Origin of the sequence: Aureimonas fodinaquatilis (assembly GCF_008369445.1) — a bacterium.
GTDB lineage: Bacteria > Pseudomonadota > Alphaproteobacteria > Rhizobiales > Rhizobiaceae > Aureimonas > Aureimonas fodinaquatilis.
The window spans coordinates 427,885-450,543 of sequence record NZ_VTWH01000001.1; the positions used below are offsets into that span (position 1 = coordinate 427,885).

General features: G+C 58.1%; 24 protein-coding genes. 12 read left to right on the forward strand and 12 right to left on the reverse strand.

Features of this window, described 5'->3' with window-relative positions; translation table 11 throughout:
* Position 1: 1 nt before the first annotated feature.
* On the reverse strand, positions 2 to 1,804 hold the full coding sequence (locus tag FPY71_RS02120) for an SLC13 family permease (RefSeq protein ID WP_149297175.1): 1,803 nt from the start codon (positions 1,802 to 1,804) through the stop codon (positions 2 to 4).
* Between the two features lie 121 nt (positions 1,805 to 1,925).
* Positions 1,926 to 2,354, reverse strand: coding sequence for an Rrf2 family transcriptional regulator (locus tag FPY71_RS02125; protein WP_149297177.1), 429 nt, complete (start codon positions 2,352 to 2,354; stop codon positions 1,926 to 1,928).
* A 113-nt stretch (positions 2,355 to 2,467) separates the two neighbouring features.
* Here FPY71_RS02125 and FPY71_RS02130 point away from each other — a divergent pair, with 113 nt between their 5' ends.
* A complete protein-coding gene (locus FPY71_RS02130) occupies positions 2,468 to 3,148 on the forward strand; it encodes a class I SAM-dependent methyltransferase (protein ID WP_149297179.1) in 681 nt (226 codons plus the stop codon).
* Here FPY71_RS02130 and FPY71_RS02135 read toward each other — a convergent pair.
* The 5 genes from FPY71_RS02135 to FPY71_RS02155 are packed head-to-tail and all read right to left on the reverse strand — an operon-like array spanning position 3,116 to position 7,739.
* On the reverse strand, positions 3,116 to 3,826 hold the full coding sequence (locus FPY71_RS02135; RefSeq protein WP_149297182.1) for an RraA family protein: 711 nt from the start codon (positions 3,824 to 3,826) through the stop codon (positions 3,116 to 3,118). The genes FPY71_RS02130 and FPY71_RS02135 overlap by 33 nt on opposite strands.
* 4 nt (positions 3,827 to 3,830) lie before the next feature.
* Positions 3,831 to 4,757, reverse strand: a complete 927-nt coding sequence (locus FPY71_RS02140) for an acetamidase/formamidase family protein (RefSeq protein WP_149297184.1) — start codon at positions 4,755 to 4,757, stop codon at positions 3,831 to 3,833.
* Positions 4,758 to 4,771: 14 nt separating this feature from the next.
* Positions 4,772 to 5,734 carry a Bug family tripartite tricarboxylate transporter substrate binding protein gene (locus FPY71_RS02145; RefSeq protein ID WP_188052174.1) on the reverse strand — a complete coding sequence of 321 codons (963 nt, stop codon included), beginning with the start codon at positions 5,732 to 5,734 and terminating at the stop codon, positions 4,772 to 4,774.
* Positions 5,735 to 5,763: 29 nt separating this feature from the next.
* On the reverse strand, positions 5,764 to 7,233 hold the full coding sequence (locus FPY71_RS02150; RefSeq protein WP_149297188.1) for a tripartite tricarboxylate transporter permease: 1,470 nt from the start codon (positions 7,231 to 7,233) through the stop codon (positions 5,764 to 5,766).
* An 8-nt stretch (positions 7,234 to 7,241) separates the two neighbouring features.
* On the reverse strand, positions 7,242 to 7,739 hold the full coding sequence (locus FPY71_RS02155) for a tripartite tricarboxylate transporter TctB family protein (RefSeq protein WP_149297190.1): 498 nt from the start codon (positions 7,737 to 7,739) through the stop codon (positions 7,242 to 7,244).
* A 138-nt stretch (positions 7,740 to 7,877) separates the two neighbouring features.
* Here FPY71_RS02155 and aroQ point away from each other — a divergent pair, with 138 nt between their 5' ends.
* Genes aroQ through FPY71_RS02170 form a run of 3 tightly spaced genes read left to right on the forward strand, consistent with a single transcriptional unit; the run spans position 7,878 to position 9,949 of the window.
* Complete coding sequence (aroQ, locus tag FPY71_RS02160) at positions 7,878 to 8,306, forward strand: type II 3-dehydroquinate dehydratase (RefSeq protein WP_149297192.1); 429 nt, start codon at positions 7,878 to 7,880, stop codon at positions 8,304 to 8,306.
* 30 nt (positions 8,307 to 8,336) lie between these two features.
* Positions 8,337 to 9,038: a GntR family transcriptional regulator gene (locus tag FPY71_RS02165; RefSeq protein WP_149297194.1), complete on the forward strand. Its 702-nt coding sequence runs from the start codon at positions 8,337 to 8,339 to the stop codon at positions 9,036 to 9,038.
* On the forward strand, positions 9,035 to 9,949 hold the full coding sequence (locus FPY71_RS02170) for a dihydrodipicolinate synthase family protein (RefSeq protein WP_149297197.1): 915 nt from the start codon (positions 9,035 to 9,037) through the stop codon (positions 9,947 to 9,949). The genes FPY71_RS02165 and FPY71_RS02170 overlap by 4 nt, the downstream gene beginning before the upstream one ends.
* Before the next feature lie 30 nt (positions 9,950 to 9,979).
* Here the strand turns inward: FPY71_RS02170 and FPY71_RS02175 are convergent, their stop codons facing one another.
* A complete protein-coding gene (locus tag FPY71_RS02175; protein ID WP_188052175.1) occupies positions 9,980 to 11,215 on the reverse strand; it encodes a glycosyltransferase in 1,236 nt (411 codons plus the stop codon).
* A gap of 57 nt (positions 11,216 to 11,272) precedes the next feature.
* Here FPY71_RS02175 and FPY71_RS02180 point away from each other — a divergent pair, with 57 nt between their 5' ends.
* Positions 11,273 to 11,839: a DUF2585 family protein gene (locus FPY71_RS02180; protein ID WP_149297201.1), complete on the forward strand. Its 567-nt coding sequence runs from the start codon at positions 11,273 to 11,275 to the stop codon at positions 11,837 to 11,839.
* On the opposite strand, the gene fni is transcribed toward FPY71_RS02180, so the two are convergent.
* Positions 11,817 to 12,905 carry a type 2 isopentenyl-diphosphate Delta-isomerase gene (fni, locus tag FPY71_RS02185; protein ID WP_210246228.1) on the reverse strand — a complete coding sequence of 363 codons (1,089 nt, stop codon included), beginning with the start codon at positions 12,903 to 12,905 and terminating at the stop codon, positions 11,817 to 11,819. The genes FPY71_RS02180 and fni overlap by 23 nt on opposite strands.
* Before the next feature lie 100 nt (positions 12,906 to 13,005).
* Between fni and FPY71_RS02190 the strand changes: the two genes are divergently transcribed.
* Genes FPY71_RS02190 through FPY71_RS02205 form a run of 4 tightly spaced genes read left to right on the forward strand, consistent with a single transcriptional unit; the run spans position 13,006 to position 16,595 of the window.
* The gene (locus FPY71_RS02190) at positions 13,006 to 13,923 is read left to right on the forward strand and encodes a polyprenyl synthetase family protein (protein ID WP_246160156.1); all 918 of its coding nucleotides are present in this window, start codon (positions 13,006 to 13,008) and stop codon (positions 13,921 to 13,923) included.
* Positions 13,913 to 14,851: an ABC transporter ATP-binding protein gene (locus FPY71_RS02195; protein ID WP_149297206.1), complete on the forward strand. Its 939-nt coding sequence runs from the start codon at positions 13,913 to 13,915 to the stop codon at positions 14,849 to 14,851. The genes FPY71_RS02190 and FPY71_RS02195 overlap by 11 nt, the downstream gene beginning before the upstream one ends.
* Positions 14,848 to 16,050, forward strand: coding sequence for an ABC transporter permease (locus tag FPY71_RS02200; RefSeq protein ID WP_149297208.1), 1,203 nt, complete (start codon positions 14,848 to 14,850; stop codon positions 16,048 to 16,050). Before FPY71_RS02195 ends, FPY71_RS02200 begins: the two co-directional genes overlap by 4 nt.
* A gap of 17 nt (positions 16,051 to 16,067) precedes the next feature.
* On the forward strand, positions 16,068 to 16,595 hold the full coding sequence (locus FPY71_RS02205) for a sterol desaturase family protein (protein WP_149297210.1): 528 nt from the start codon (positions 16,068 to 16,070) through the stop codon (positions 16,593 to 16,595).
* Between the two features lie 54 nt (positions 16,596 to 16,649).
* Here FPY71_RS02205 and FPY71_RS02210 read toward each other — a convergent pair whose 3' ends face one another.
* Genes FPY71_RS02210 through crtY form a run of 3 tightly spaced genes read right to left on the reverse strand, consistent with a single transcriptional unit; the run spans position 16,650 to position 20,271 of the window.
* Positions 16,650 to 17,576: a phytoene/squalene synthase family protein gene (locus tag FPY71_RS02210; RefSeq protein WP_149297213.1), complete on the reverse strand. Its 927-nt coding sequence runs from the start codon at positions 17,574 to 17,576 to the stop codon at positions 16,650 to 16,652.
* A complete protein-coding gene (locus FPY71_RS02215) occupies positions 17,573 to 19,063 on the reverse strand; it encodes a phytoene desaturase (protein ID WP_149297215.1) in 1,491 nt (496 codons plus the stop codon). The genes FPY71_RS02210 and FPY71_RS02215 overlap by 4 nt, the downstream gene beginning before the upstream one ends.
* The gene (gene crtY, locus FPY71_RS02220) at positions 19,060 to 20,271 is read right to left on the reverse strand and encodes a lycopene beta-cyclase CrtY (RefSeq protein WP_149297217.1); all 1,212 of its coding nucleotides are present in this window, start codon (positions 20,269 to 20,271) and stop codon (positions 19,060 to 19,062) included. The genes FPY71_RS02215 and crtY overlap by 4 nt, the downstream gene beginning before the upstream one ends.
* Positions 20,272 to 20,523: 252 nt before the next feature.
* Between crtY and FPY71_RS02225 the strand changes: the two genes are divergently transcribed.
* The 3 genes from FPY71_RS02225 to FPY71_RS02235 all read left to right on the forward strand — a co-directional run bounded on the left by FPY71_RS02225 (position 20,524) and on the right by FPY71_RS02235 (position 22,611).
* Positions 20,524 to 21,111, forward strand: coding sequence for a hypothetical protein (locus FPY71_RS02225; RefSeq protein ID WP_149297219.1), 588 nt, complete (start codon positions 20,524 to 20,526; stop codon positions 21,109 to 21,111).
* A 157-nt stretch (positions 21,112 to 21,268) separates the two neighbouring features.
* A complete protein-coding gene (locus tag FPY71_RS02230; protein WP_149297221.1) occupies positions 21,269 to 21,850 on the forward strand; it encodes an RNA polymerase sigma factor in 582 nt (193 codons plus the stop codon).
* Positions 21,847 to 22,611: a hypothetical protein gene (locus tag FPY71_RS02235; protein WP_149297223.1), complete on the forward strand. Its 765-nt coding sequence runs from the start codon at positions 21,847 to 21,849 to the stop codon at positions 22,609 to 22,611. Before FPY71_RS02230 ends, FPY71_RS02235 begins: the two co-directional genes overlap by 4 nt.
* Positions 22,612 to 22,659 lie beyond the last annotated feature (48 nt).

Genomic DNA, 22,659 nt, shown 5'->3' on the forward strand with positions numbered 1-22,659 from the left:
CCTATCCAGTCATGCCGTAAAAGAAATAGATCGCCGCGCAGGTGGCAAGACCCACCACCACATTCATCGGTATTCCCACTTTTACGAAATCGGTGAAACGATAATTGGCCGCGCCGTAAACCAGCGTGTTTGTTTGATAGCCGATAGGGGTGGCAAAACTGGCGCTTGCGGCAAACATCACCGCCACCACCAATGGCCTGGGGTCAACGCCCAGCTCGACACTGAGCGCAATGACAATGGGCGTCATGACAACCGCAACCGCATTATTGGTGATAAGCTCGGTCAGAGCCGAAGTCATCATGTAGATGGTGACCAACAGCAGAAGCGGTGAAAGCCCTGTCAGATGCGGAGCAATCGCGCTGACGATCAAATCCACTGATCCGGCATTCTGCAGCCCAAGCCCAACAATGAGCATCGCGAAGATCAGCACCAGGATGCCACCGTCGATTGCACCCCATGCCTCTTCGCTGTCAATGCAACGCAGCGCCAGAATGGCAACGACAGCCAGCATGGCCAAAATTCCAATATCCATGACGCCGAATGCCGCCAGTGCAACCACTCCCGCCAGAGCGGCCAGCGTAATTGGCGCTTTGGATTGCCGATAAGCCCGGCCACTCGTGCGCGTTACCGAAACCAGCACTCCACGCTGGCTCAGTGCATCAACTCCTGCGGCCGGTCCCTCGATCAACAGCCGGTCAGCAGCCCGCAATTTGGCGCTGCGCAGATCCTGCCCGGCAATGTGGTTGTGCCGGTTGACGCCTAGCACCCGCACGCCAAACTGACTGCTGATCGCCAACTGGTCGATCCGCCGGCCTTGAATGGACTGGTTCGGGCCGACCACTGCCTCAACCATTGCCAGTTCGGTCTTTTCCCGGGGCTGAATGGCTCCCGTGCCAATTCGAATCCCCTCAATGTCATGCAGCGTTAACAGTTCGGACGCCGTTGCCGAAATCGCCAGCCTGTCGCCGCGCTTCAACTCAATGGACCTGATATCCTTGCGGGTGATGGTACCGCTCTGGTTGACCGCGCGGACTTTAAGATTGGGCAGTTTCAGTGCGGCGATCTCACCGATTTTGGTCTGCGTAAAGTCGCCTTCCTCAATAATGGTGATTTCGGAAAGAAACTGCGCGTTTTCTCCGTCAAGGTCTCCGCCTTCTTCCTTGCGGTCTGGCAACAGAAATCTCCCGAACAGGCCAAGCAGCAACAGACCGGAAATCGCCGTTACCATGCCCACCGGCGTTATTTCGAAAATCGAAAACGGCTCCATCCCGTGTTCCCGCGCCACGCCGTCAACAAGCAGATTTGTCGAAGTGCCGATCAGCGTCAGAGTGCCGGCAAGAATGGTAAAATAGGAAATCGGTATCAGAAGCCGTGTTGGGGCAAAGCCGAATTTATGTGCGATGCGCACCCCGATCGGAATGAGGATCAGGACCAGAGGCGTGTTGTTGATGAAACCGCCCAGCAGCATGATGCCTGCCACCAGACAAATCACCGCACGAGCCGCATTGTCACCTGCAAAATCGAGAATGATGCCAACCACCCGCTCCAGCACGCCGGTGCGCACCATTGCGCCGGTCAGCACGAACATTGCAGCAATGGTCAACGGTGCAGGATTGGAAAAGACGCTGAAAGTCTGCGCGGGACTGACATAGCCGAACAGCACAAAAGCTGCCGCGCCGATGGCTGCCGTAACTTCCGGAGGCAATTTTTCAAAGAGAAAACCGATGAAGGTCAATGCCATGAGGCCAAGCGCAATGTAGGCCTGGTAGTTTACGAGAAAATCCTGCAACACGCGGCCTTGCATCCCCTGCGATCATTGGCCTGGCACCATAGTGCAGGCAGTCCCCCGGCGTAACTGGTAGCGTCAATCGCCACTTCAAGAGATTGACTTGTACAGTCTCCATTCTCCACCATGGCGCCGATCGTCAAGGTTGCGGAGCCGACGTAACTTCATCCGGGGCAAGCTGGTCGAGTGTTATGCCGCTGAATCGCTCAATAAACAGTTTTTCGGCTTGCGCCATCGTATCAGACAGCGCGGCATTCACATGTTTCTGCACCTGACAATCCGTGCGGTCATCCCTGTTGCCAATTGCAAACAGCGTCGGTCGGTTCAGGGCCTCGTATACCGCAAGCAAGGTTATCTGGCTCAGTGGTCGTGCCAATTGCCAGCCGCCGCCATGGCCTTTGCCGGACTTGACATAACCCGCCTCACGCAGACCTGCCATGGTTCGCCGAAACACCGCCGGGTTGGTGCCCATGCTCCGGGCAAGCACCTGTGAGGTCGCAGGCTTATTGTCCTGTGCCATGTGCAAGAGAACATGCAGCACATCCGATAGCCTTGTATCCTTGTTCATTCCACAACCCGTGTTTGAAACCCTGCGATCAGCCGACAAACTTATGCATCATCTGTTGATACGTGAACAGCAATTGCTTATGTATCTTCAACTGTTACAAAATAAGGTGCGGCATGAATCTCAAACTCTCCCCATTCAGAAATCCGGCGGCGGTTGCATCCTATGTCCACGATACACCGCAAAAGGTGCCGGGCCTCGCCGACCTGCATCGAATGGCGGCAATTCTACTTGGTGAAGGCGCGCCGGGTTCCGCCCATATTTTCGTCGTCGGGGCGGGCGGTGGGCTTGAGCTGAAGGCTCTGGCAGAGTTGCGGTCGGATTGGCGTTTCACAGGTGTCGATCCTTCGCCCGCCATGCTGGACATCGCCCGCCAGACATCTGCGCCCTACGCTGATCGGATCACACTTCTGGAAGGCACGGTCGATCAAGCCCCGATGCTGGCTTTTGACGGTGCAACATGCCTGCTGACGCTGCACTTTCTCGACACTGCACTTCGGCTGCATACGCTGTCCCAAATTCGCCGCCGGCTTCGGCCGGGCAGCAGGTTTGTTGTTGCTCATCACACTGCGCCCGACGCCAACCCGCAAAGCTGGCTGGCGCGCTCGGCGGCTTTCGCCAAACGCGCCGGTTCCAGCAGGGCAAATGAGATAAGCTCCGCTAAATCAATGGCAGATCAACTTCCGTTGCTTCCTCCCATTGCGGAGGAGGAACTCTTGCTGTCAGCGGGTTTTACAGAGCCATCCCTGTTTTATGCAGCATTTTCATTTCGTGGCTGGGTTGCCACCGCTGGCTAGTTGCCGGGCAATGCGCTTGTCAAACAGCGCGCGCGATCCTGTCATGTCCCCGAGGGACTCGCCTTTGGCAAGGCGCAGCCGCCATTCAACTTCCCGCTCCTCGTCTGCCAGAGCCTTTTGCACCAGCGCGTCAAGCTGCGGATGCTGTGGTGACAGGGTGAGCAGGCCATTGTTGTCGCCCATGAGAATATCACCGGTTCTGACTGTGATTCCGCCAATGACAACAGGGCCGAACAATTCGGCGCCATCAATATCCAGTGTGCGCGTGGTCACCACATTGAGACCTTTTGCAAAAACGGGAATGCCGATCTCGCGCAGTTCGTCAATATCGGTGACGACCCCGTCGACCACAAAGCCTGCAAGTCCAATAGCCAGGCCCGCCCTGACCGTCATTTCACCAAGACAGGCAATGTGGTTATCACCGCAGCGATCAATGACGAGAATATCGCCAGCTTTAAGGTATTCGAACACCACATGAACCGCGATGGCATCGGGAAATGGCTGCCGCACGGTAACAGCGCGGCCAACCATGCGCTTGTCTGCAACGAGGGGGCGCACGGAATTGCCGATGATGCCATTGGTCAGATAGTGCCCCAGAGACGCAGGCTGCAGTTTTGTCAGACCTTGCCAGGTTTGCGGCGCAATGGCGGTGTGGTTGGGTAGGGGATGCAAGATCATGATTTTAACGGTCCTGATGGCGAATGATGCCGTGGCCCAGCCGGGGCATTTCGACACGCACGCTGATGTCTGCGGTCGAGCCGCATGATTGGTTGATCCGCACGTCGCCAATGGCGCTGATCAGCATATAGGCGTCGGTCGGGTTGAGGCCGAGACGAGTGCCGAGAAGGTCGATCATCTGATCCACGCCGATCCGACCCGCCTCCTCATAGGTTGGCGCAGAGGCGATCGAGATGATGTCCGTCTCTGTTTCGAGCCATGGCCATTGCCGGGCGTTGCCTTTCATCAGCTCGACTTCGACGGTTACGCTGCCACCGATTTCAATGCCAGTGCCGGTGACTTCGCCGTCTCCCATAGAGGCGTGAATGTCGCCGACATAAAGCATTGCGCCTGCAACCTGCACCGGCAGATACAGCGTTGCGCCAACCGCAACGCGCTTGCAATCCATATTGCCACCATAGCGGCCAACGAGCGCCGGTGATATTGGACCGCCAGCAGGAGCGACCGCGATGACCCCGACCATCGGAGAGACAGGAAAGCGCAGATCATCAAACAGAACTTCGCCAGCCACGACCCGGCAGATCTTTGCAATCGGCTTTTCAACCTTGCCATGGGTGATGCCCATATCGGGCTTGACCAGAATGAAGCCCTGGTCGTCGAGGCCGATTTCGATAATTCTGACGGCAACAGTGTCTCCGGGCTCGGCCCCGTCGATGAAAACGGGGCCGGTTACCGGATTGACCTTCGGAAAGCGCTCCGAAAAGTCGGGCGTGGTCTGGTGCACCTGCCATGCCTCACGCAGTTTTCCACCACGCGCATCGTGGGTTTCAAACACGAGCTGGGCTTTGCTGCCCACACGGGCTGCCGGAACCGCTGCCGCATCAATGCAATATTGCGGGTTCTCGCGGGAAATATGTGTGACGTTGGACATGGTGCTCAATTCACTCAGTTGGTCAAACCCTGCGCTGCCAGAATGGCAGCCACCTTTTCAGCATCGGCCTCCATCTGCCCGGCAAGTTCATCGCCGGCAACATAATCAAGGGTAATGCCGTTTTCCGCTGCAAATGTCTGGAAACGCTCATCATCGAACATGTCTTTGAGAGCGGCGCTCAGCACCTGGAAACGCTCTTCCGGAATATCCTTGGGTGCTGCCATCGCTGCCCAGGAGCCGAACACAATGTCATAGCCAGCTTCCTTGAAGGTCGGAACATCAGGCAGGGCCGGGTGGCGCTCTTCCGTGGCAGTGGCCAGAACCTTCAGCTTTCCGGTGGTCACATGGTCGATGACCTCCTGAACGGAAATCGTGGTTGCATCCACCTGACCGCCCAGAAGCGCTATGGCTGACTGAGCGCCGCCATCAAACGGCACAACATTGATTTCAGTGTTGGTTTCGCTGGTGATCAGGCCTGCTGCAACGTTCCACACTGCGCCGGGAGGGGAGGCGGCAATGCGCAACTCGTTGGGACGCTTGCGCGCATCCTCGATGAATTCCTCAAGTGTGTTCCACGGTGCATCCGCCTGCACGGTCAGCGTGGCGGGTGAAGACTGAACTTTCATGATGAAACGCACATCGTCAGGACCAACCGGCGCGCGCTCCAGTGGCCGGAATGTCAGCAGCTCGAAATTCACGGTGCCAATGGTGTAACCGTCGGGCCGGGCATTGGCGAGAGCCAGCATGCCCACGGCACCAGCGCCACCGGTACGGTTTTCAACGGCGATTTCCTGACCAATATATTCATTGGCAAAGCGGACCAGTGAGCGGGCAGCCACGTCAGTGCTGCCGCCAGCCCCGAACGCCACGATGGATGTGATGGCGCGGTCAGGAAAATCCTGTGCATGGGCAGCGCTGACGCCTGCCAGCAAAGCGGCGGCTACACAGGCAGTGCGGATTACAGAAAACAGACTCACCTTTGCATTCTCCTCTTTTGGTTGTGTTGTTATGCGAAAATGGCGCGGCGACTGCGGACGCTGAACCAGACCGTGATGGCAGCCAGCGCAAATATCGCCAGAGAAATCGGACTGGACAGGAAGGCGAGCACATCGCCGGAATGCATCACCAGGCCGCGTCGAAGATTGGTTTCGACCATGGGCCCGAGGATAATGGCCAGAACGATGGGCGAGAGCGGATAATCATTCTCTTCCAGAAAATATCCGACAGCCCCGAAGGCCAGCATGATGAACACGTCAAACATGCTGAATTGCATGGAATAGGCACCGACCACGGAAAGCACGATGACGCCGCCAATGATGAAACTGCTTGGAAGGCGGACAATCTGGCTGATCGGCCCGGAAAATATATAGCCGCACACCAGCATCAGAAGATTGATGGCAATAAGCCCCATGAAGAGCGGGTAGATCAGGCTGTAGAGATGGGTTTCGAACAGAAGCGGTCCGGGCCTTATGCCTTGAATGGTGAAAGCCCCGATCAGCACCGCCGTCACAGCATCGCCCGGCACGCCAAGAGTCAGCAACGGAACCATAGCGCCGCCAGTGATGCCGTTATTGGCGGACTCTGCTGCAACAAGGCCGCGCGGATCGCCCTTGCCGAACCCGGATTTGTCCTTGGCAGAGCGGCGCGCCTCATTATAGGCAATGAATGCAGCCACATCTGCGCCCGCACCGGGAAGCACCCCGACGGCGCTGCCGATCAGGCCGGATTTTGCAGCCTCCGGTGTCAGTTGCACCACTTCCCGGATGTTGGTGTGGGAATTATCAAATTGCGGCGTTTCTTCCTTACTGGTCGCAAACTTGGCGGCCCGGCGAAAAGCCTCCGGCAGAGCAAACAGGCCAATCAGCGCGGCCAGAAAAGGCACTCCGCCCAAAAGGTCGGTTGAACCGAAGGTGAAGCGCGGATATCCGGCCACCGGGTCCAGGCCAATCAGCGTGAGTGTGAGGCCGAGAGCTGCCGCGATGATGGCCTTGAGCAGTGAACGCCCGGCAACACCGACAATGGCGGTGAGCCCGAATATGCCAATGGCGAAATATTCCGACGGGCCGAACATCAGGGCCACATTGGAGATCAGCGGCGAAAGAAAAATCATGACCAGAACGCTGACCAGACCGCCAATGCCCGAAGCATAAAGGGCCAATTCGACTGCGCGCCGACCTTGCCCCTTCTGGGCCATCGGGTAGCCGTCAAGCACTGTTGCGGCGGCGGCAGGCGTTCCGGGCGTTCTGAGCAGAATGGCGGTGATGGCGCCACCGTAATTGGCGCCCGCGTGAATGCCGCAAAGCATCAGAAGAGCGGCAAGCGGCGCCATGGTGAAAGTGAATGGCACAAGCAGGGCAATGACCATGGTTGCGGTCAGCCCCGGAAGCGCGCCGCCGACGATGCCGAGCATGACGCCGGACAGCATGGCAATTAAATTGGTGAGCGTCGCGACAGTCGCGAGAGATTCCAGGATCATTTGGCGGACTACTCGAAAAAGCCAAGCGGAAGTGGCACGCGCAGCGCCATGATGAAGATGGCATAGAGCGCGGCGGCAAAGCCGATCGCATAGAGAGCAATAAGCCAGTATCGGCGCTCCCCGAGCGCAAGGGAGAAGGCCGTGAGCGCCGCTGCCGTGGCCAGCGGAAAGCCGATGATCGGCATGGCCAGTGGGTAAGCGATGGTGATGCAGAGAATGATGGCCGCCCGCATGTGGCCCCGGAGAGGAATGGGAGCGTTTTCAGGCGGGGGCAGCTTGTTGGCAGCGGTTTGCCAGACGAGCAGGGCTGCCAGACCGATCAGCAGCACAATCAGGACGCTGGGAAACACCAGCGGCATTGAAACGCCGGTGCGGGACCGCCCCGAAAAGAACGTGCCATGCGCAATAATGGCGGATACTCCGACCATGATGGCGGCAACGACATAATTGAACACACGCGAACGGCCCGGTGCTGCCGCGTCTGTCGTGGTCGGGTTCAGTGCCAACTCAGTCTCCCCATCCGATTTTTGCCCCGCAGAACTTTCGAAAAATCCGAAAGGCACTTTCCAAACTGCATTTCCCTCAATATATGAAATATCAGATTTTAAATTTCGTCAAGCGAACTCGTCGGACAGAAAGTGATGATGCGGAAAATTCTTGTGCTCAACGGCCCCAACCTGAACCTTCTGGGTACGCGTGAGCCTGCGATTTACGGCGCCATGACGTTGATGGATGTGGAAAGGCGAACGCGCAGCCACGCTGGTGGTCGGGCGGAAATCATGTTCGAACAAAGCAATAGTGAGGGTGAGATTGTTTCCCGCATTCACGATGCCGGGCAAGCCGGCTGGGGCGTCATCCTCAATGCTGGCGCACTGACACACACATCGATTGCCCTGCGAGACGCGATTGCAGGCGCGGGGGTTGATGCCATCGAAGTTCACATAACGAATGTCCATGCGCGCGAAGACTTTCGCCACAAATCCGCAATTGCCTCTGTCTGCCGTGGCGTGATCTGTGGTTTCGGGTATCGCTCATACACTCTGGCGGTGGACGCATTGCTGGAGACACACTGACCGTGAGCGGAATGGATTGAGGAGAGGGACATGAGCGAGCAACCACGACTGGGCCAGATTGATGCCGGGCACTTCAAGAATTTGCGCGACCATGTTCGGGAGGTTCTGCGCAAGGCGATTCTGAGCGGGCAGTTTGAAGTCGGGCAGCGCCTGAATGAGCGGGCGCTGGCCGAAGAGCTGGGTGTCAGCACCACGCCGCTCAAGGAAGCGATTCGCAGTCTGGAAGTGGAAGGGCTGCTCAAGGCCGAGGCACGCAAGGGCGTTTTTGTCTCATTCGGTCCCGATGATGCCGAGGAGATGTCTCTGGCGCGGGCCGCAATCGAAAGCATGATTGCCCGGCAGGCTGCAAAGCATGCCACGAAAGCCGAGATCAGCGAGTTTGCTACAATCATCGCCAATATGGGCGAAGCGACGCGGGGCGCTGACACACCGGCGTTGATTGCGCTGAACACCAGATTCCATGATGCAATCCGCAAGGCATCGCGATGCAACTACCTGCTGCGGTTGCAGACCCAGCAACTGGTCTTTGACGATGCCAGCCGTGCACGATTGCTGGACAATGCCGATGAGCGCCGCCTGGCCCTGCAGGAACACACCGACATCATGAATGCCATCAGCGCGCACGATATGGACCGTGCCGAGCAATCCATGCGCGTCCACATTGTGAGGTCGGGCAAGACATACGCCGAAAGCCTGTTTGGAAAGGCAGCGCAAAGAAAGGAAACTGAATGACGAACCTAACTGCGAGTCTGGCCGGAATTTCGGGCGTGCACGTGACAGCTTATGGTGTGGATGGCGAAATTGACCTGGCCATGACCGCCAGCATTGTATCGAAAATTGCGCAGGCAGGCATTCACAACATCGTTTCTGCGGGCAATACGGGCGAATTCTTCAGCCTTACCGACGATGAGGTGGCCAGGGTTCACGAGGCTGCAATTGAAGGTGCCGCTGGCCATGCCGTTGTGACCGCGTCCGTCGGGCGCTCTCTGCGTGAGGCAATCCACACAGCAAAGCGCGCCAGAACCGCCGGTGCTGATGCAATCATGGTCCACCATCCGCGGGATCCTTTTGCCGCTCCGCAGTCGCAGGCCGACTACTTCATTGAACTGGCGGAAGCGTCTGAACTGCCCGTCGTGGCTTATGTCCGTTCCGACACGATGGGTATCGCCGATCTGCGCCGTGTGGCGGAACATCCCAATATTCCGGGGATCAAATATGCCGGCCACAACGTCAACCGGCTTTCTGCCTGCATCCGGGAAACGACAGATCTCGATACAATCTGGATTTGCGGGCTGGCTGAAGGGTGGGCTGCGCCATTCTACGCGGTGGGCGCGCGCGGCTTTACCTCGGGTCTTGTCAATGTTGCGCCGGCTTTGTCACTGGCAACCTGGAATGCGCTTGAAGCTGGCGACTACGCAAAAGCTCGCGAGATTGTCGATCAGATTGGCACTTTCGAGGAATTGCGCACCCGGTACGAGAACGGCACCAACGTGACCGTGGTCAAGGAAGCGATGATGATCATGGGTGCGGATGTTGGACCGGTTCGCCTGCCGGGCCTGCCTCGCCTTGAGGAAAAGGACCGTTTGACGCTGGAAACTCTCATTGCATCCTGGCCGGGCGATATGCTGGTTCATTATCGGTGAGCCTGAGGCTGAGCGGTCCGATCGGGCCGCTCAGTTCGTCTGAAGCAGCCCCTCTACATGGGCAATCGCTTTTGTTACGCCGCTTTCACTTCCCATCTGCGCGCCCACCGCATGGGCGCGTTGGGTGTAGGACGGGTTCTGCAACAATGTTTCCAACGCGTGCTGCGCCTTGCGAGAGGTTAACGAACGCGCCGTCAGCTTAACCCCCAAGCCGTGGTGAACAATGCGCGCTGCCATGCCCGGCTGGTCAAATGCAATCGGGATGGCCAGCAGCGGCTTGCCCGCCTCCAACGCATCCAGCACCGTGTTCTGGCCGCAATGGGTCACGCAGATGTCGGCGCGAGCAAGCGCCTCGCGCTGCGGCACGAAGTCTGTGATCCAGGTGGCGCCAACACTCGCCGCCTGGGTGCTGTTCAACCCGCCGCAATGGGCAACCAGCAATTGTGCATCAAGACTTTGGCAGGCTTTGGCTACAGCGCGGAAGATAGAATAACGGTGGCCCTGCAGCGTGCCGAGCGACATGAACACGAACGGGCGGCCCGGATCGATTTCGATCGGCAATTCCTCCCGGGCGCGCTGCTCGCGCAAGGGGCCCACATGCAGGAGAGGCCGCCCCCATCCGGTGCGCGGATAGTCCAACGTCTTCGGCAATTGCGCTATCGTGCCCGCCGGTGAGAGGCAGTCTTCCAGCGTTTCCAGATTGCTCAGGCCAAAGCGTTCCGCCCACCGTTTGATCGTCCGCCTCTGGGCGCTCAAAAGCAATCTTGAAACCATTTCGCCGCCCCGGTTTCGCTTGATGCCGGCATCATCGTCTGCGTATGGCCAGTCGAGGTAGGGAGGTGGAATGCGTTCATCCCGTTCCAGTGGCAGCGCACAGGCAAGCGAAAGATAAGGCAGCCCGAGATGGCGGGCGACCAGCCCACCGGCAGGTTCCATCTGATCGGCAATGATTGCGTCCACCGCAAGCCTGTTCAGGACCTTCGGCAAATGGCTGCACAAATTGTCTGTCGCGGCAGCCGAGTTGGCAACTGTTCGCAATACACCGAGCAGGCCGCTTGCGCCTGCTGCCTGCCGTATAACCTGCTCGGTGGAGCTGCCAGCGGGTGGCGGAATCAATTCGTATGAGGCATCACCGGATAGAAATGCCTGCGCGCCTTCCTGCAGGATGAGAATTGCCTCGTGTCCACGGCCTACAAGGGCTGAAGCCAGGACTTCAAAAACCTGGACATGACTGGGAAATGGCGGACAGATGAGTGCGAGGCGCAAGTCAATCTCCGGCGGGGCTTCATCTTCCGATGAACTTGTTCTGGAGTGAATAGTTCAATGCACATGATTTCTTCAACTGTCCACTCATGCGCTTACACAAAGACCGCAGTTGTGGTTCTCGTGATCATCCTTTTCAAGATTCTGATCCTGCATCTGATGGGTCGGCCGCTCACCTGTGCCTGCGGTGATGTGAGGCTCTGGCAGGGTGCACTTGATCCAACCCACAATTCTCAACATTTTTCAGATCACTATTCCTGGCTTCACGCTGTCTTTGGCGTGGGCCTGTTTCACCTGCTGGTCTGGATGCGACCAGACTGGAGCATGAGGGATGTGATCGTTGCGGTGGCGGCAAGCAGCGCAATCTGGGAAGTCATGGAGAACACCACGCTCATCATTGACCGATTTGCCATGTTCGGCAGCGACCTTGATTACCGTGGAGACAGCATCCTCAACTCGGCGGGAGACACCTTGTTCATGCTGGCAGGCGCAATCGCCGCAATGAAACTGAGCCGGACCTCGGCTGCGCTGTTTGCAATCAGCGTCGAGGCTTCGGTGTTCCTGCTGATCGGCGACGGCATACTTCTGGGCACGCTTCGACTCGTTACCGGATCGCCGATGGCATGAAAATGTCTCTTGCGCTGCGAAGCCGGGCCTCTTTCAGCGTTTGCAGGTCTTTCGAGCCAGTGCAAAAGCACGTGACTTTCAGTTGCGCAATGATCGCGTTAAAGTGATCCATGACGGCGTCGGCCGAAACTGTTGCAGCGCCCAGCGTGCCTGCGGCCTGGCCTGCAAGATCCGCTCCCAGGCGAATTGCCTTGGCAACATCAACCCCGTCCCGCACGCCGCCAGAGCCAATGACAAGCGCGTCCGGACAGGCCTCTCGCACCTCATGAATTGCGTCTGCGGTCGGTTGCCCCCACCCGGTGAACGCGCGTGCCACCTCAGCCTGTACAGGCGAGTGTGCACGGCCTGCCTCAACCGCTGCCCAGCTTGTGCCACCAGCCCCCGCAACGTCGATGATGGACACACCGGCATTGAACAGACGCCGCGCCAACGGTGCCGAAATGCCGGAGCCGACCTCTTTGACCGCCAAGGGCACGGACAGGTTGCCTGCCAGATGTTCGATTGCCTGGAACAGGCCGCGCCAGTTGCGGTCGCCCTCGGGCTGAACCGCCTCCTGCAGCGGGTTGAGGTGGATGATAAGGGCGTCCGCACCGATCATGTCCACAGCTCGCATTGCCTGCTCGCGCCCATAACCGAGGTTCAACTGGGCCGCGCCGAAATTCGCCATCAGTGGTATTGAGGGCGCAAGGTCGCGCAGCCGTCGGCCCAGACCGGCATTCTCATCCGTTTCCAGTGCCACGCGCTGAGAGCCCACTGCAAATGCGATGCCAAGCTCCTCGCAGGCGGTTGCAAGATTGGCATTGATCAATTCTGCGCGTTCAGGGCCGCCGGTCATGGAACTGACGAGAAGCGGTGCACTTATCCGTTTTCCCAGGAACTCTGTGCCGAGTTCGATCTCATCCATGTTGATTTCAGGAAGCGCAACGTGCTCGAAGACAAACCGCTCAAAGCCAGAACTGACCGAAGAGGCGGCGTGCCCGCCGAGAACAATATCGAGATGATCGTTTTTACGGCTGATCGACAATGAGTGGTCCTTTTCGAAAGCAGCCGTACCGGCAACTGCCAACTTGTATCTTTCCTATCGTCGGCGACTTTCAACTACTGGACGCCTGGAGTATTTGGAAGCACCCTATCAGGGACGGGTCAGGAGGTGGAGTGTGACGTCGATGGATATCTTCAGGGACGAGACACGCGATCCGGAAGCCCTGGCTTATGTTCTCGGCATTCGCGACGCAGTGGAAGCCCGTCTTCTGCAAGTGCTGGAAGGAGCCGGCGATATCCCTGACAATCTGACCGCTGCCATGGAGCACGCCTTGATTGCTCCCAGCAAGCGTGTCCGTCCTGTTCTGCTCTATCTGATCGCAGAGCCGGACGCGAAAGCGGAAGATGCGGTTCTGAACCTGTGCAGCGCGGTCGAGATGGTTCACACCGCCTCGCTCATCCTTGATGACCTGCCGTGCATGGATGATGCCCAGATGCGTCGCGAACGGCCGACAACTCACGTCGCGTTCGGCCAGGCGACAGCTATCCTGAGTGCCATAGCCCTTCTGACGCGCGCATTCGGCATTATTGCCGAGCTTGATGTGCCGCCCCTGGTCCGGACCCGGCTGGCGGCAATCCTTTCAAAAGCGGTTGGTCACAAGGGACTGGCTGCCGGTCAGGAAGTCGATCTCAATGGCCGGAACGGCCTGACGGATGAAACCGAGATTGAACGTCTGAACTGGCTGAAGACAGGCGTTCTTTTTGTGGCATGTGCTGAAATGGGCGCGGTGTTTCGCGATATGAACAGCAATGAGACCGGTTATGTTCGCGATTTTGCAAGGCATCTGGGACTGGCGTTTCAGACAGCGGATGATCTTCTCGACAAGTCTGTCGATCCCAATGAAATTGGCAAGGATGTGAACAAGGACAGCGGCAAGGCAACCATTGTTTCGCTCTACGGCGAACATCGGGCGCGCATGACCTGCCTTGAACATATCGATGCGGCGAAACTGGCGCTGCGCGCTTCGGGTGTTCGCCGTGCGCCGATAGAGGCTTTGATGGACCGTTACCTGAAAAGCAAGATCAAATTCGATGAGGAATGATGCGCGTCCGCTCAGCATTGAAGGGCTGACGGTGAACTATGGCTCGCGCCGGGTTTTGGACAGCCTTGAGCTTCAGATCGGACAGGGAGAGATATTCGGGCTGCTCGGACCGAACGGGGCAGGCAAAACCACGCTCATACGAACAATCTGCGGCCGGCTGAAGCCGAACGGCGGAACAGTTGAGGTTGCAGGAACACAGGGGGCGAACCGGCTGCGGCACATCGGCTTGGCACCACAGGAACTGGCCCTCTATTCCCACCTGACAGTTCGGGAAAATCTTGAAGTGTTTGGCCGTCTGTCAGGAATTTCCCGTCATGACCTTGCGGACAGGGTTGCCTGGGCAAGCGATGCATCACAGGTCTTTGAGCGGCTGGGAGAACGTGTCGACAAGCTGTCAGGCGGCTGGAAGCGGCGGGTTAACATCGCTGCAGCAATACTCCATCTTCCGGCGCTGCTGATCCTGGACGAGCCGACGGCCGGTGTCGACGTCGAAGCGCGAAATCGGCTTCACGAGGTCGTCGTCCACCTGAGCCGCAGCGGCATGGGTGTGCTGCTCGCAACCCATGATCTTGATCAGGCCGAGACGCTCTGTTCCAGCGTGGGCCTGTTGCAAACCGGCAAACTGGTGCTGCAGGGCAACCCGCGGCAACTGATTGAGGCTGCTTTTGAAGAGCAGAAAGAGGTGATTGTCGAGTTGAGGCAGGTTCCCGGCGAAGCCCATGTGGACTGGCTGCAGCAAGCCGGCTTTTCAAGGCAGGATGGCGCCACCGGCTGGGTCAAGCTGGGCGGAGGGGCGCATCTGCACCTTGATGATCTGGCAAAATCCTTGAGCCAGGCCGGTTTGGAGTTGAAAGAAATCCGGCTGCGTGAGCCAGGGCTGCATAGCCTCTTTCTTCGTCTTGTTCGAGACAAGGAGCCGCTGCAATGATCGGGGCGATGTTCCGCGTTATGGCCCTTAGTGTTATCCGGGACCGGGGCGCGCTCGCGCTGGCATTCCTTCTGCCACCGGTGATTTTCCTGATTTTTGCGGCAATATTTTCAAGTGCCAGCGGTGGCGATATCCGATTGCAGGTCGCTTTCGGTGCCTCCGGCCAAAGCGCATTTGCAGACCGGCTTGAAACGGCCCTGCGCGCCGAAAATGCCTTGCAGGTGTTGCCGGGCGTTTCAAGCAGCCGCGCAGCGGTTACCCAGTCTATTGAGAGCGGCCATGCAGATGCCGGGCTTTTCATTCAGGGTGGCCCGGACGCACAGGACACGGCTCCGCTGATCGTTCTGGTTGATCCCGGCAAGGTGCTGGCTGGCGCTATCCTGTCGGGCCGGCTGCAGCGCCTGATTGCAAGCGAGCTTCCAGACATCGCTCTGGCGCGCACGGCGGTAACCGTTGAGGCTCTGGCCGGAGGCTTCACCACCGAACAGAAAGCGCGCCTCGATGCGGCTCTGAGGGCTGTGGCAGACGAAGGCGGATCGATGGAAGGCGTGGCACCTCTCGTTTCAATCGAGGAGGTTGAGCCAGCGGGGCGGGCTTCCGCCACTATCAGCTATTACGCTGGCGCGGTTTCAATCCTGTTCCTGTTGTTTTCCTCGTTGCAGGGGGCGGCAACATTGATCGAGGAGCGCCATGCCGGCATTCTGGACCGCATTGCTGTTGGCCCTGCGGGCACCGATGTCGTTGTCATTGGCAAGTTTCTTTTTCTCACGGTTCAGGGGATCATCCAGGTCGCACTGATTTTTTCAGCCGCCGCCCTGATTCATGACCTCGACGTCACATCAAGATTCGGCGCCTGGTTCATCGTAACCCTTGCAGCCTCTGCCGCAGCCGCCGGTTTGGGCCTGGTCGTGGCGTCCGCTTGCACAAGCAAGCAACAGGCGCAGACAATCTCGACATTCGTGGTGCTTGTCAGTTCAGCACTTGGTGGTTCCATGGTGCCGCGTTTCATGATGTCGCCTTGGTTGCAGGATATCGGTTGGTTCACGCCGAACGCATGGGCCATCGAGTCGTATTACGGTATTCTGTGGCGCGGCGATTCGTTGAAGGAACTTCTGCCCGAGCTGTCTCTTTTGGCAGTTATGGCGGCAGCAACACTCTGCACGAGCGTCGTTGTATCGCGAAAGCGGCTGAGCCTTTAGAAGGCCGTGGAGGTCACATGGAAACAGTGCTGTCTTATCTGGTGCCGATCCTGCTGATCGTCGGTTCGGTCGTGTTCATGGAATGGTTTGCCACCTGGTCGCACAAGCACATCATGCACGGCTGGGGGTGGGGCTGGCACAAGTCGCACCATGAGCCGCATGATGATGCGCTTGAAAAGAACGATTTATACGCCCTCGTGTTCGCAGGTGTCGCCATACTTCTGTTTCTCGCCGGAGAGTGGTGGAGGCCCCTGACATGGATAGGCCTTGGCGTAACAATCTACGGCTTCCTGTACTTCGTGCTGCATGACGGGCTGGTTCATCAGCGCTGGCCGTTCAAATACATTCCGCGAAAAGGCTATCTCAAGCGTGTCTACCAGGCGCACCGCATGCACCATGCGGTCAAGGGCAAGGAAGGCTGCGTGTCTTTCGGCTTTGTCTATGCACAGCCTGTCGACAAACTGGTCAAGCAGTTGCAGACAAACCGAAAGACCATCGACGAAACCGTTCTCGACAACGAAGACGAGCGCCCTGTTCTGCATTAAGGCAACTCGCATTGAAACCCAGCCATTTCAACGGCAGAAAAAAGCGTTGATGCGTCAGACTGGTCGCTGCCAAAGACCTTCGCGCGGGGGCGGGTTTCGATAAAATCGCGTGGCCGCTATATCGCCCAGCCCTGCGGCCAGCAGCAGAATCTTGTCGTTTCTCGTTGTCGAAACACGCTGCTCCCATGCTTCAGGACCGCCCTTGCGCAGCTTTTCACCTATGGCGCGGTAAACCCGCCGCGCTGCGGCAATTGCCCAGGCAGAACGTGGCGGCAGTGCCGATATTCCCGCATAGGCGGACGTATAGTAGCCTTCCGCAAGATCGAGCAGATCCAGCGCAGCCGCATGCAGGCTGGGCCATTGTCCCCGATCATCAGGCGTTATTTTTGTGATGCCGTGACGCAGGAGCACGTCTTCCGGAACATAGACGCGGCCTGCGCGCGCATCGTCAATCACATCGCGGGCGATATTGGTAAGCTGGAAGGCAAGGCCCAGGTCACACGCGCGGTCGAGCACGGCTCTGTCGCGAACGCCCATGATCATCGCCATCATCACCCCGACAACGCCGGCGACGTGATAGCAATATTCCAGCGTCTCATCGATTGTGCGGTACTGCCGGTCTTCGACATCCATCGCAAAACCGGTCAGAAGCTCCTGCGGGTGGCGGTGCGGAATATCATGCCGCGTCACAACCCGTTGCAAAGCCTCAAAAATATAGTCACCTGAGGCTTGGCCGGAAAGAGCGGCGTCCGTTTGCTCCCGCAATTCGTCAAGGCGCCTTTTCTGTCCTTCACGAAAATCCTCCGCCTGGCCATGACCGGCAATCTGCCCGTCAATGACGTCATCGCAGTGGCGGCACCAGGCATACAGCATCACGGCATCTTGCCGCGTTTCGCGCTGGAAAAGCCGGGCAGCGGCAGCAAAACTTTGCGAGCCCTTTGCAATTGCGTGTTCGCTGCGTTCAACGACCGTGTCACTCATTGGTGCGCATCCGCAATCATCAACCCGGCCGTTGCCTTTGCAGAGCCGACAACGCCAGGAATGCCAGCGCCGGGATGAGTGCCGGCCCCGACGATGTAGAGGTTGGGGTAGACGTCGTCTCGATTGTGCGGCCGGAACCAGGCGCTTTGTGTCAGGATTGGCTCAATTGAAAACGCCGAACCCAGATGCGCGTTGAGTTCATCGCGAAAGTTAAACGGGGTAAAATGCCGAACCGTCACGAGATCGTCGAGCAACCCCGGAATATAGCGGTCGTTGAGGTATTTGAGAATCCGGTCGCGGTAAAGTGGGCCCTCCACATCCCAGTCAATGTCCACATTGCCGAGATGCGGCACCGGAGACAAAACGTAGTAGGCGCTGTGTCCGGGTGGCGCCAGGCTGTCGTCGGTCACCGACGGCGCGTGAAGATAGAGCGAGAAATCATCTGCAAGGCTATGACCCTTGAAAATCTGATCGATCAATTCGCGGTAGCGCGCGCCAAAAAGCACCATGTGATGCTTGAGTTCAGGGTGCTGCCTGCGAAGGCCGAAATAGATCACGAAAAGCGACATCGAGTGGCGTTTCGCGCCCAGCTTTCGGCCGTTTGCATCACCTCTGGCTGTGCCCCGGAGCAAGTGCCGGTAAGTGTGCACAACATCGGCGTTCGACGCAATCTGGTCGAATCTCATGATCTGCCCATCGCCCAGCGCAAGGCCCGTTACACGTCCCTCACTTTCCATCATGCGGTCGATTTCGGCATTCAGATGCAGCCTGCCTCCCAGTTCCTCGAAAAGCCGAACCATTGCGGCGATCAGCGCGCCGGTGCCGCCTTTGGCAAACCAGACACCTCCCTTGCGCTCAAGCGCATGGATCAGCGCATAGATGGAAGATGTGTCGAAAGGATTGCCACCAACGAGCAGGGAATGGAAGCTGAAGGCCTGGCGCAACTGCTCGTCGCGGATGAACTGGCTGACCTTGGCATAAACACTGCGATAGCTTTCCAGCCGCATAAGTTGCGGTGCGGCTTTGAGCATCGATCCGACGTTGAGAAAAGGCACGGTTCCGAGCTTTTCGTAGCCTTCGCGGTAAACATCCGTCGAATAAGCAAGGAAACGCCGGTAGCCTTCCACATCATCGGGAGACTTTGCGCCGATCTGGCGATCCAGCGCATCCTGATCGTCTGCATAGTCGAAGCGAAACCCGTCTTCCCAGCAAAGCTGATAGAAGGGGGTTACAGGCAACAGCGTTGTGTAGTCGCAAAGGCGTCTGCCCGAAAGTGCCCATAATTGCTCAAGGCAATCCGGATCCGTTATCACCGTGGGGCCGGCATCAAAGGTGAAGCCTTCGTCCTGATAGACATAAGCGCGGCCGCCCGGCTTGTCTCTTTTTTCAAACACGGTTGTCTGAATGCCTGCGCTCTGCAGGCGTATGGCCAAAGCAAGCCCGCCAAAGCCAGCTCCGATAACCGCTGCGGTCCTTGTCTTGCTCACGCTTTCTCCGGGTTCAGTAAGGGTGCCTCGCGCAGACAGGCGATGGCTTTGTGCAGTGGAACGGGTGGCTTGCCGGTCAGAATACGGGCCATGTCAGCCGCCGTGCTTTCTCCCGCATAAAATCGCTCGATCAGGTTCTGGCTGAGCCGGTAGAACCTTTGCAGAACGAGGTGGCGGCGGTCGGGCTGTGCCGCGCGGAACAGCATCCGGTTGAGCAGCCGATAGAAACGCTGGCGGCGATGCCTCTGCAAAGCGTGAATCCTGATTTTCGATGCCAGAACAGCGCTGTCGACAGGCCAGCTTTCTGCCACCAGATTGGCAAGCCTCACCGCATCGGGAAGGCTGTAGCCGGTTGTTGGATGAAACAGAGCGGCCCGCATGCCTGCCTGGGGCACATCGCGCGGTGCCTCGGACCAGAACCTCTCTGCATCATGGGCCAGCGCAATGGGAAGGACACCGCTCTCGCGCCGGACCACCGTCTTGATGACCCATCCTCTCCTCGCGGCATATGCATGGATTTGGCTTATGATCTCCTGCTCATCAAGAGCTCCCCCATCCGCATAGCGCGTATCTTCGATCAGAATGCGGGTGGGTGAAAAGGGAAGGAGATAAACAAACCGGTAGCCGTCAATCTGGTCTACCGAAGCGTCCATGACGACAGGATTTTCAACACCGTGCGGGGAGAGTGTTTCGACCTCAAGGCCGACGAACTTTTGATAGCCGAGCGCAATCGCGCTGCTTTTGCGCATGCCGCGCGCATCAATGACGCAGTCCGCCGTGAAACTTTCGCCGGTTTCAAGAACCACGCCCTTGGCGTTGATCGTTGCAACCGGAGAGTTGAGCCTGATGCTGACGTTTGACAGACGTTCCATTGCGGCAAGCATCGAGGCGCTTGTCAGCGAGGCATAACCGGATGAAAGATGCCGCTCGAAGTCACGAAAACGCACAGTCTGACCCGCCCATCGATGTGCAATCAGCGGCCCGATCAACTCACTGTCTGCCGGGGTAATGTCAGCCTGGTGAAATGACCATGTATGCTCGCCGAATGGAGCGCTGGCCGCCTCGAAAATGATAATGTCAATGTCGGGAAAACCAGCCAGCCGCTGGGCAATAAGACCGGCAGCAAGCCCCGCGCCGGCGATGAGCAGTTGCTGACGACGCTCTCCTGAAATCAGCAAGCCAACCACCCCTTGAAGTGTGAGTCTCATGCGGCAATTGACCGCCCTCGGAAATGAACGCTCACTCCGGGAATTTGTTGCGCTGACCAGTGAAGACGAGGACTGGCCCGGCAACTCCCGGGCACTGACGATTTTGCGCTGCTATACCAGAACAAGCGGGCAGACGAAACCGGCTGCCTTAACACGTCCTGTTGAGCGGAGCAGACAGACAAAGTCCCTCGCACCAAGGTTTGCCGTTTTCGTGGCGTCTTATGGGAAAGACAACGAAATCTGGAGACACTGATGCGCTTGCCACTTGTTTTTGCTTTTGCTCTGGCCGCAACACCGGCTTTGGCTGATGACGACCTTGCTGCACAGATAGACATGGTTGCTCCGCACCTGGCCAGCGGTCAACTTGCGGAACTGGGCGGTCCGGAGGCCGCGGAAGCCATTGTGGCGGGCATGGACGGCCGCTGGTTCACGCTGAAAACCACCGTGCGCAACTGGGAGGGAGACGGACCCGCAGATCGTGACAGCCTGACCAGAACCATTGAACGGACCTGTTCTGACACCTGGGAAAACATAGTGACGCATCAGGTCACCGGACCCGGTACATTCATCGTGTCGCAGCAAAGCCCTGAGGGTAAGGACCACGGCACCTTCGAAGTGGTCCCCGTGGCCAATGAAGCGCGCACCTTCAAGCCTTCCATAACGGATGAGGCAATTCTGGCCATGCTGGAACTGGAAGACGCGACGAAGGTGGATCAGGACAAAGCCTTGTCCGAGGTGCGCCAAACGCTGGATCAAACCGTGCAGATCTGGCGTCCAACTCCTGATCTCATGGTCAACTCCAGCGCAAAGGGTATCGAAGTCTGGGGGCGCTGCCCATGACGTCATCAGTTTAACATGTCCATGGGCAGGCCTGCCGACCATCAGAACTGGAAACCCCCTTGGCTGCCCAAACGTTACTGATTTGAATAAAGGACTTGATCACAACATTAACTCAACGATAGGTTGCGTCTGGATTGTCGCGTAACTCTTGGGTTTCATGAACATAGCGAACCGTTCCGCTGAAACGCCCGGTGCGCCGGCCGCAACGCCTGATAGAAACACAGGCCCCACGGCGGAGCTGGTGCGTCTTGCACAGGCAGGCGATGTCGCTGCGTTCGAGCGTCTGGTCGCACTTCAGTACAGTTTCATTTTCAAGACAGCTTATCGGTGGCTTGGGCATCGCAGCGATGCGGAAGATGTGACACAGACGGTTTGCATGCGGCTTGCCAACGGGTTGAAAAGTTTCGACTGGCGGGCAAGCTTCACGAGTTGGCTCTACCGGATCACGCTTAACGCCGTGCATGACGTTCAGCGATCGAACCAGCGGCGACAGCGACTGGAATCGGAAATGTCGTTTGAGATCAACGATGCAAGCCCACCAACGCAGGAGGACCAGCTTGCTCTGAATGCGCTGTGGCAGGTGGTCAGGGAGTTGCCCGACAAACAACGTGATGCTGTGCTTCTGGTCTATGGCGAACATATGAGCCATGCCGAAGCCGCAAAAATTATGGGTTGCAAGGACGTGACGGTTGCATGGCACATCCACAATGCGCGAAAGGCGCTTAAGGATAGATTATGACCGGCGAAGACAAAGATCACTTTGAGCGCTTGTCGCAGCTTGCGCCGCCGGAGCCTGACCCTGAAAAGATCAAGGCCACCGTGGCCATGAGCGGTCGTGCATTTGCACAAGGAACAGGAAAGAAGGCCAAGCCGGCGAAAAAGGGCTGGCTGGAGACTTTGCTGCCTGGACGGGGCTGGCTGATACCGGCTTCGGGACTGGCCGGAGTTTTGCTGGTTGCTGCCGTGACCGTGCCGATGATGCTGGACCAGACGGGCCAAAGTTTCGAGGCTGCCCGTGACATGCCCATGCCCGCGCCATCGGTAGCTGAAGGCCCGCGCAGCAGTGCGGGCCCGGGTGCCGGAACGCGCATGGGGTCCATGCCGCAACGACAACGGCAGGGCCTGCCCCTGGATATGCGCAGCGACGCTGAAGTGCAGACGTATGATTTCGACGGGCTTGAGATTCTGTCACGCAGCGTGCCCGAGGAGTTTGGTCTCTACCTCGTTAACAACGGTGTCGAGCGGGAGTTTGACCGTCGCGCCAAAGAGGCATCGGAGCAGATTGTGCTGACAGATGCCTTCATGCGCGAGGGCGCGACTGGTGAATACAGCAGGGCGCTGTTTGTCCGGTCGGGCTATGATGATGGTCCGCAGCAATGGGATGCGTTCATCGACAACGGATCAGGGTTTGCGATTTCGGGCCGGCTTTCTGTGGCCGTGCACGACGCAAATGATCGCGCCGATGTTCTTGCCAGGCTGGCAGAGGCGGGCGGGAGCTGAAACTGGTTTTCAGCCCACGCTGACAATCACCTGACCCTTGCCAGATAT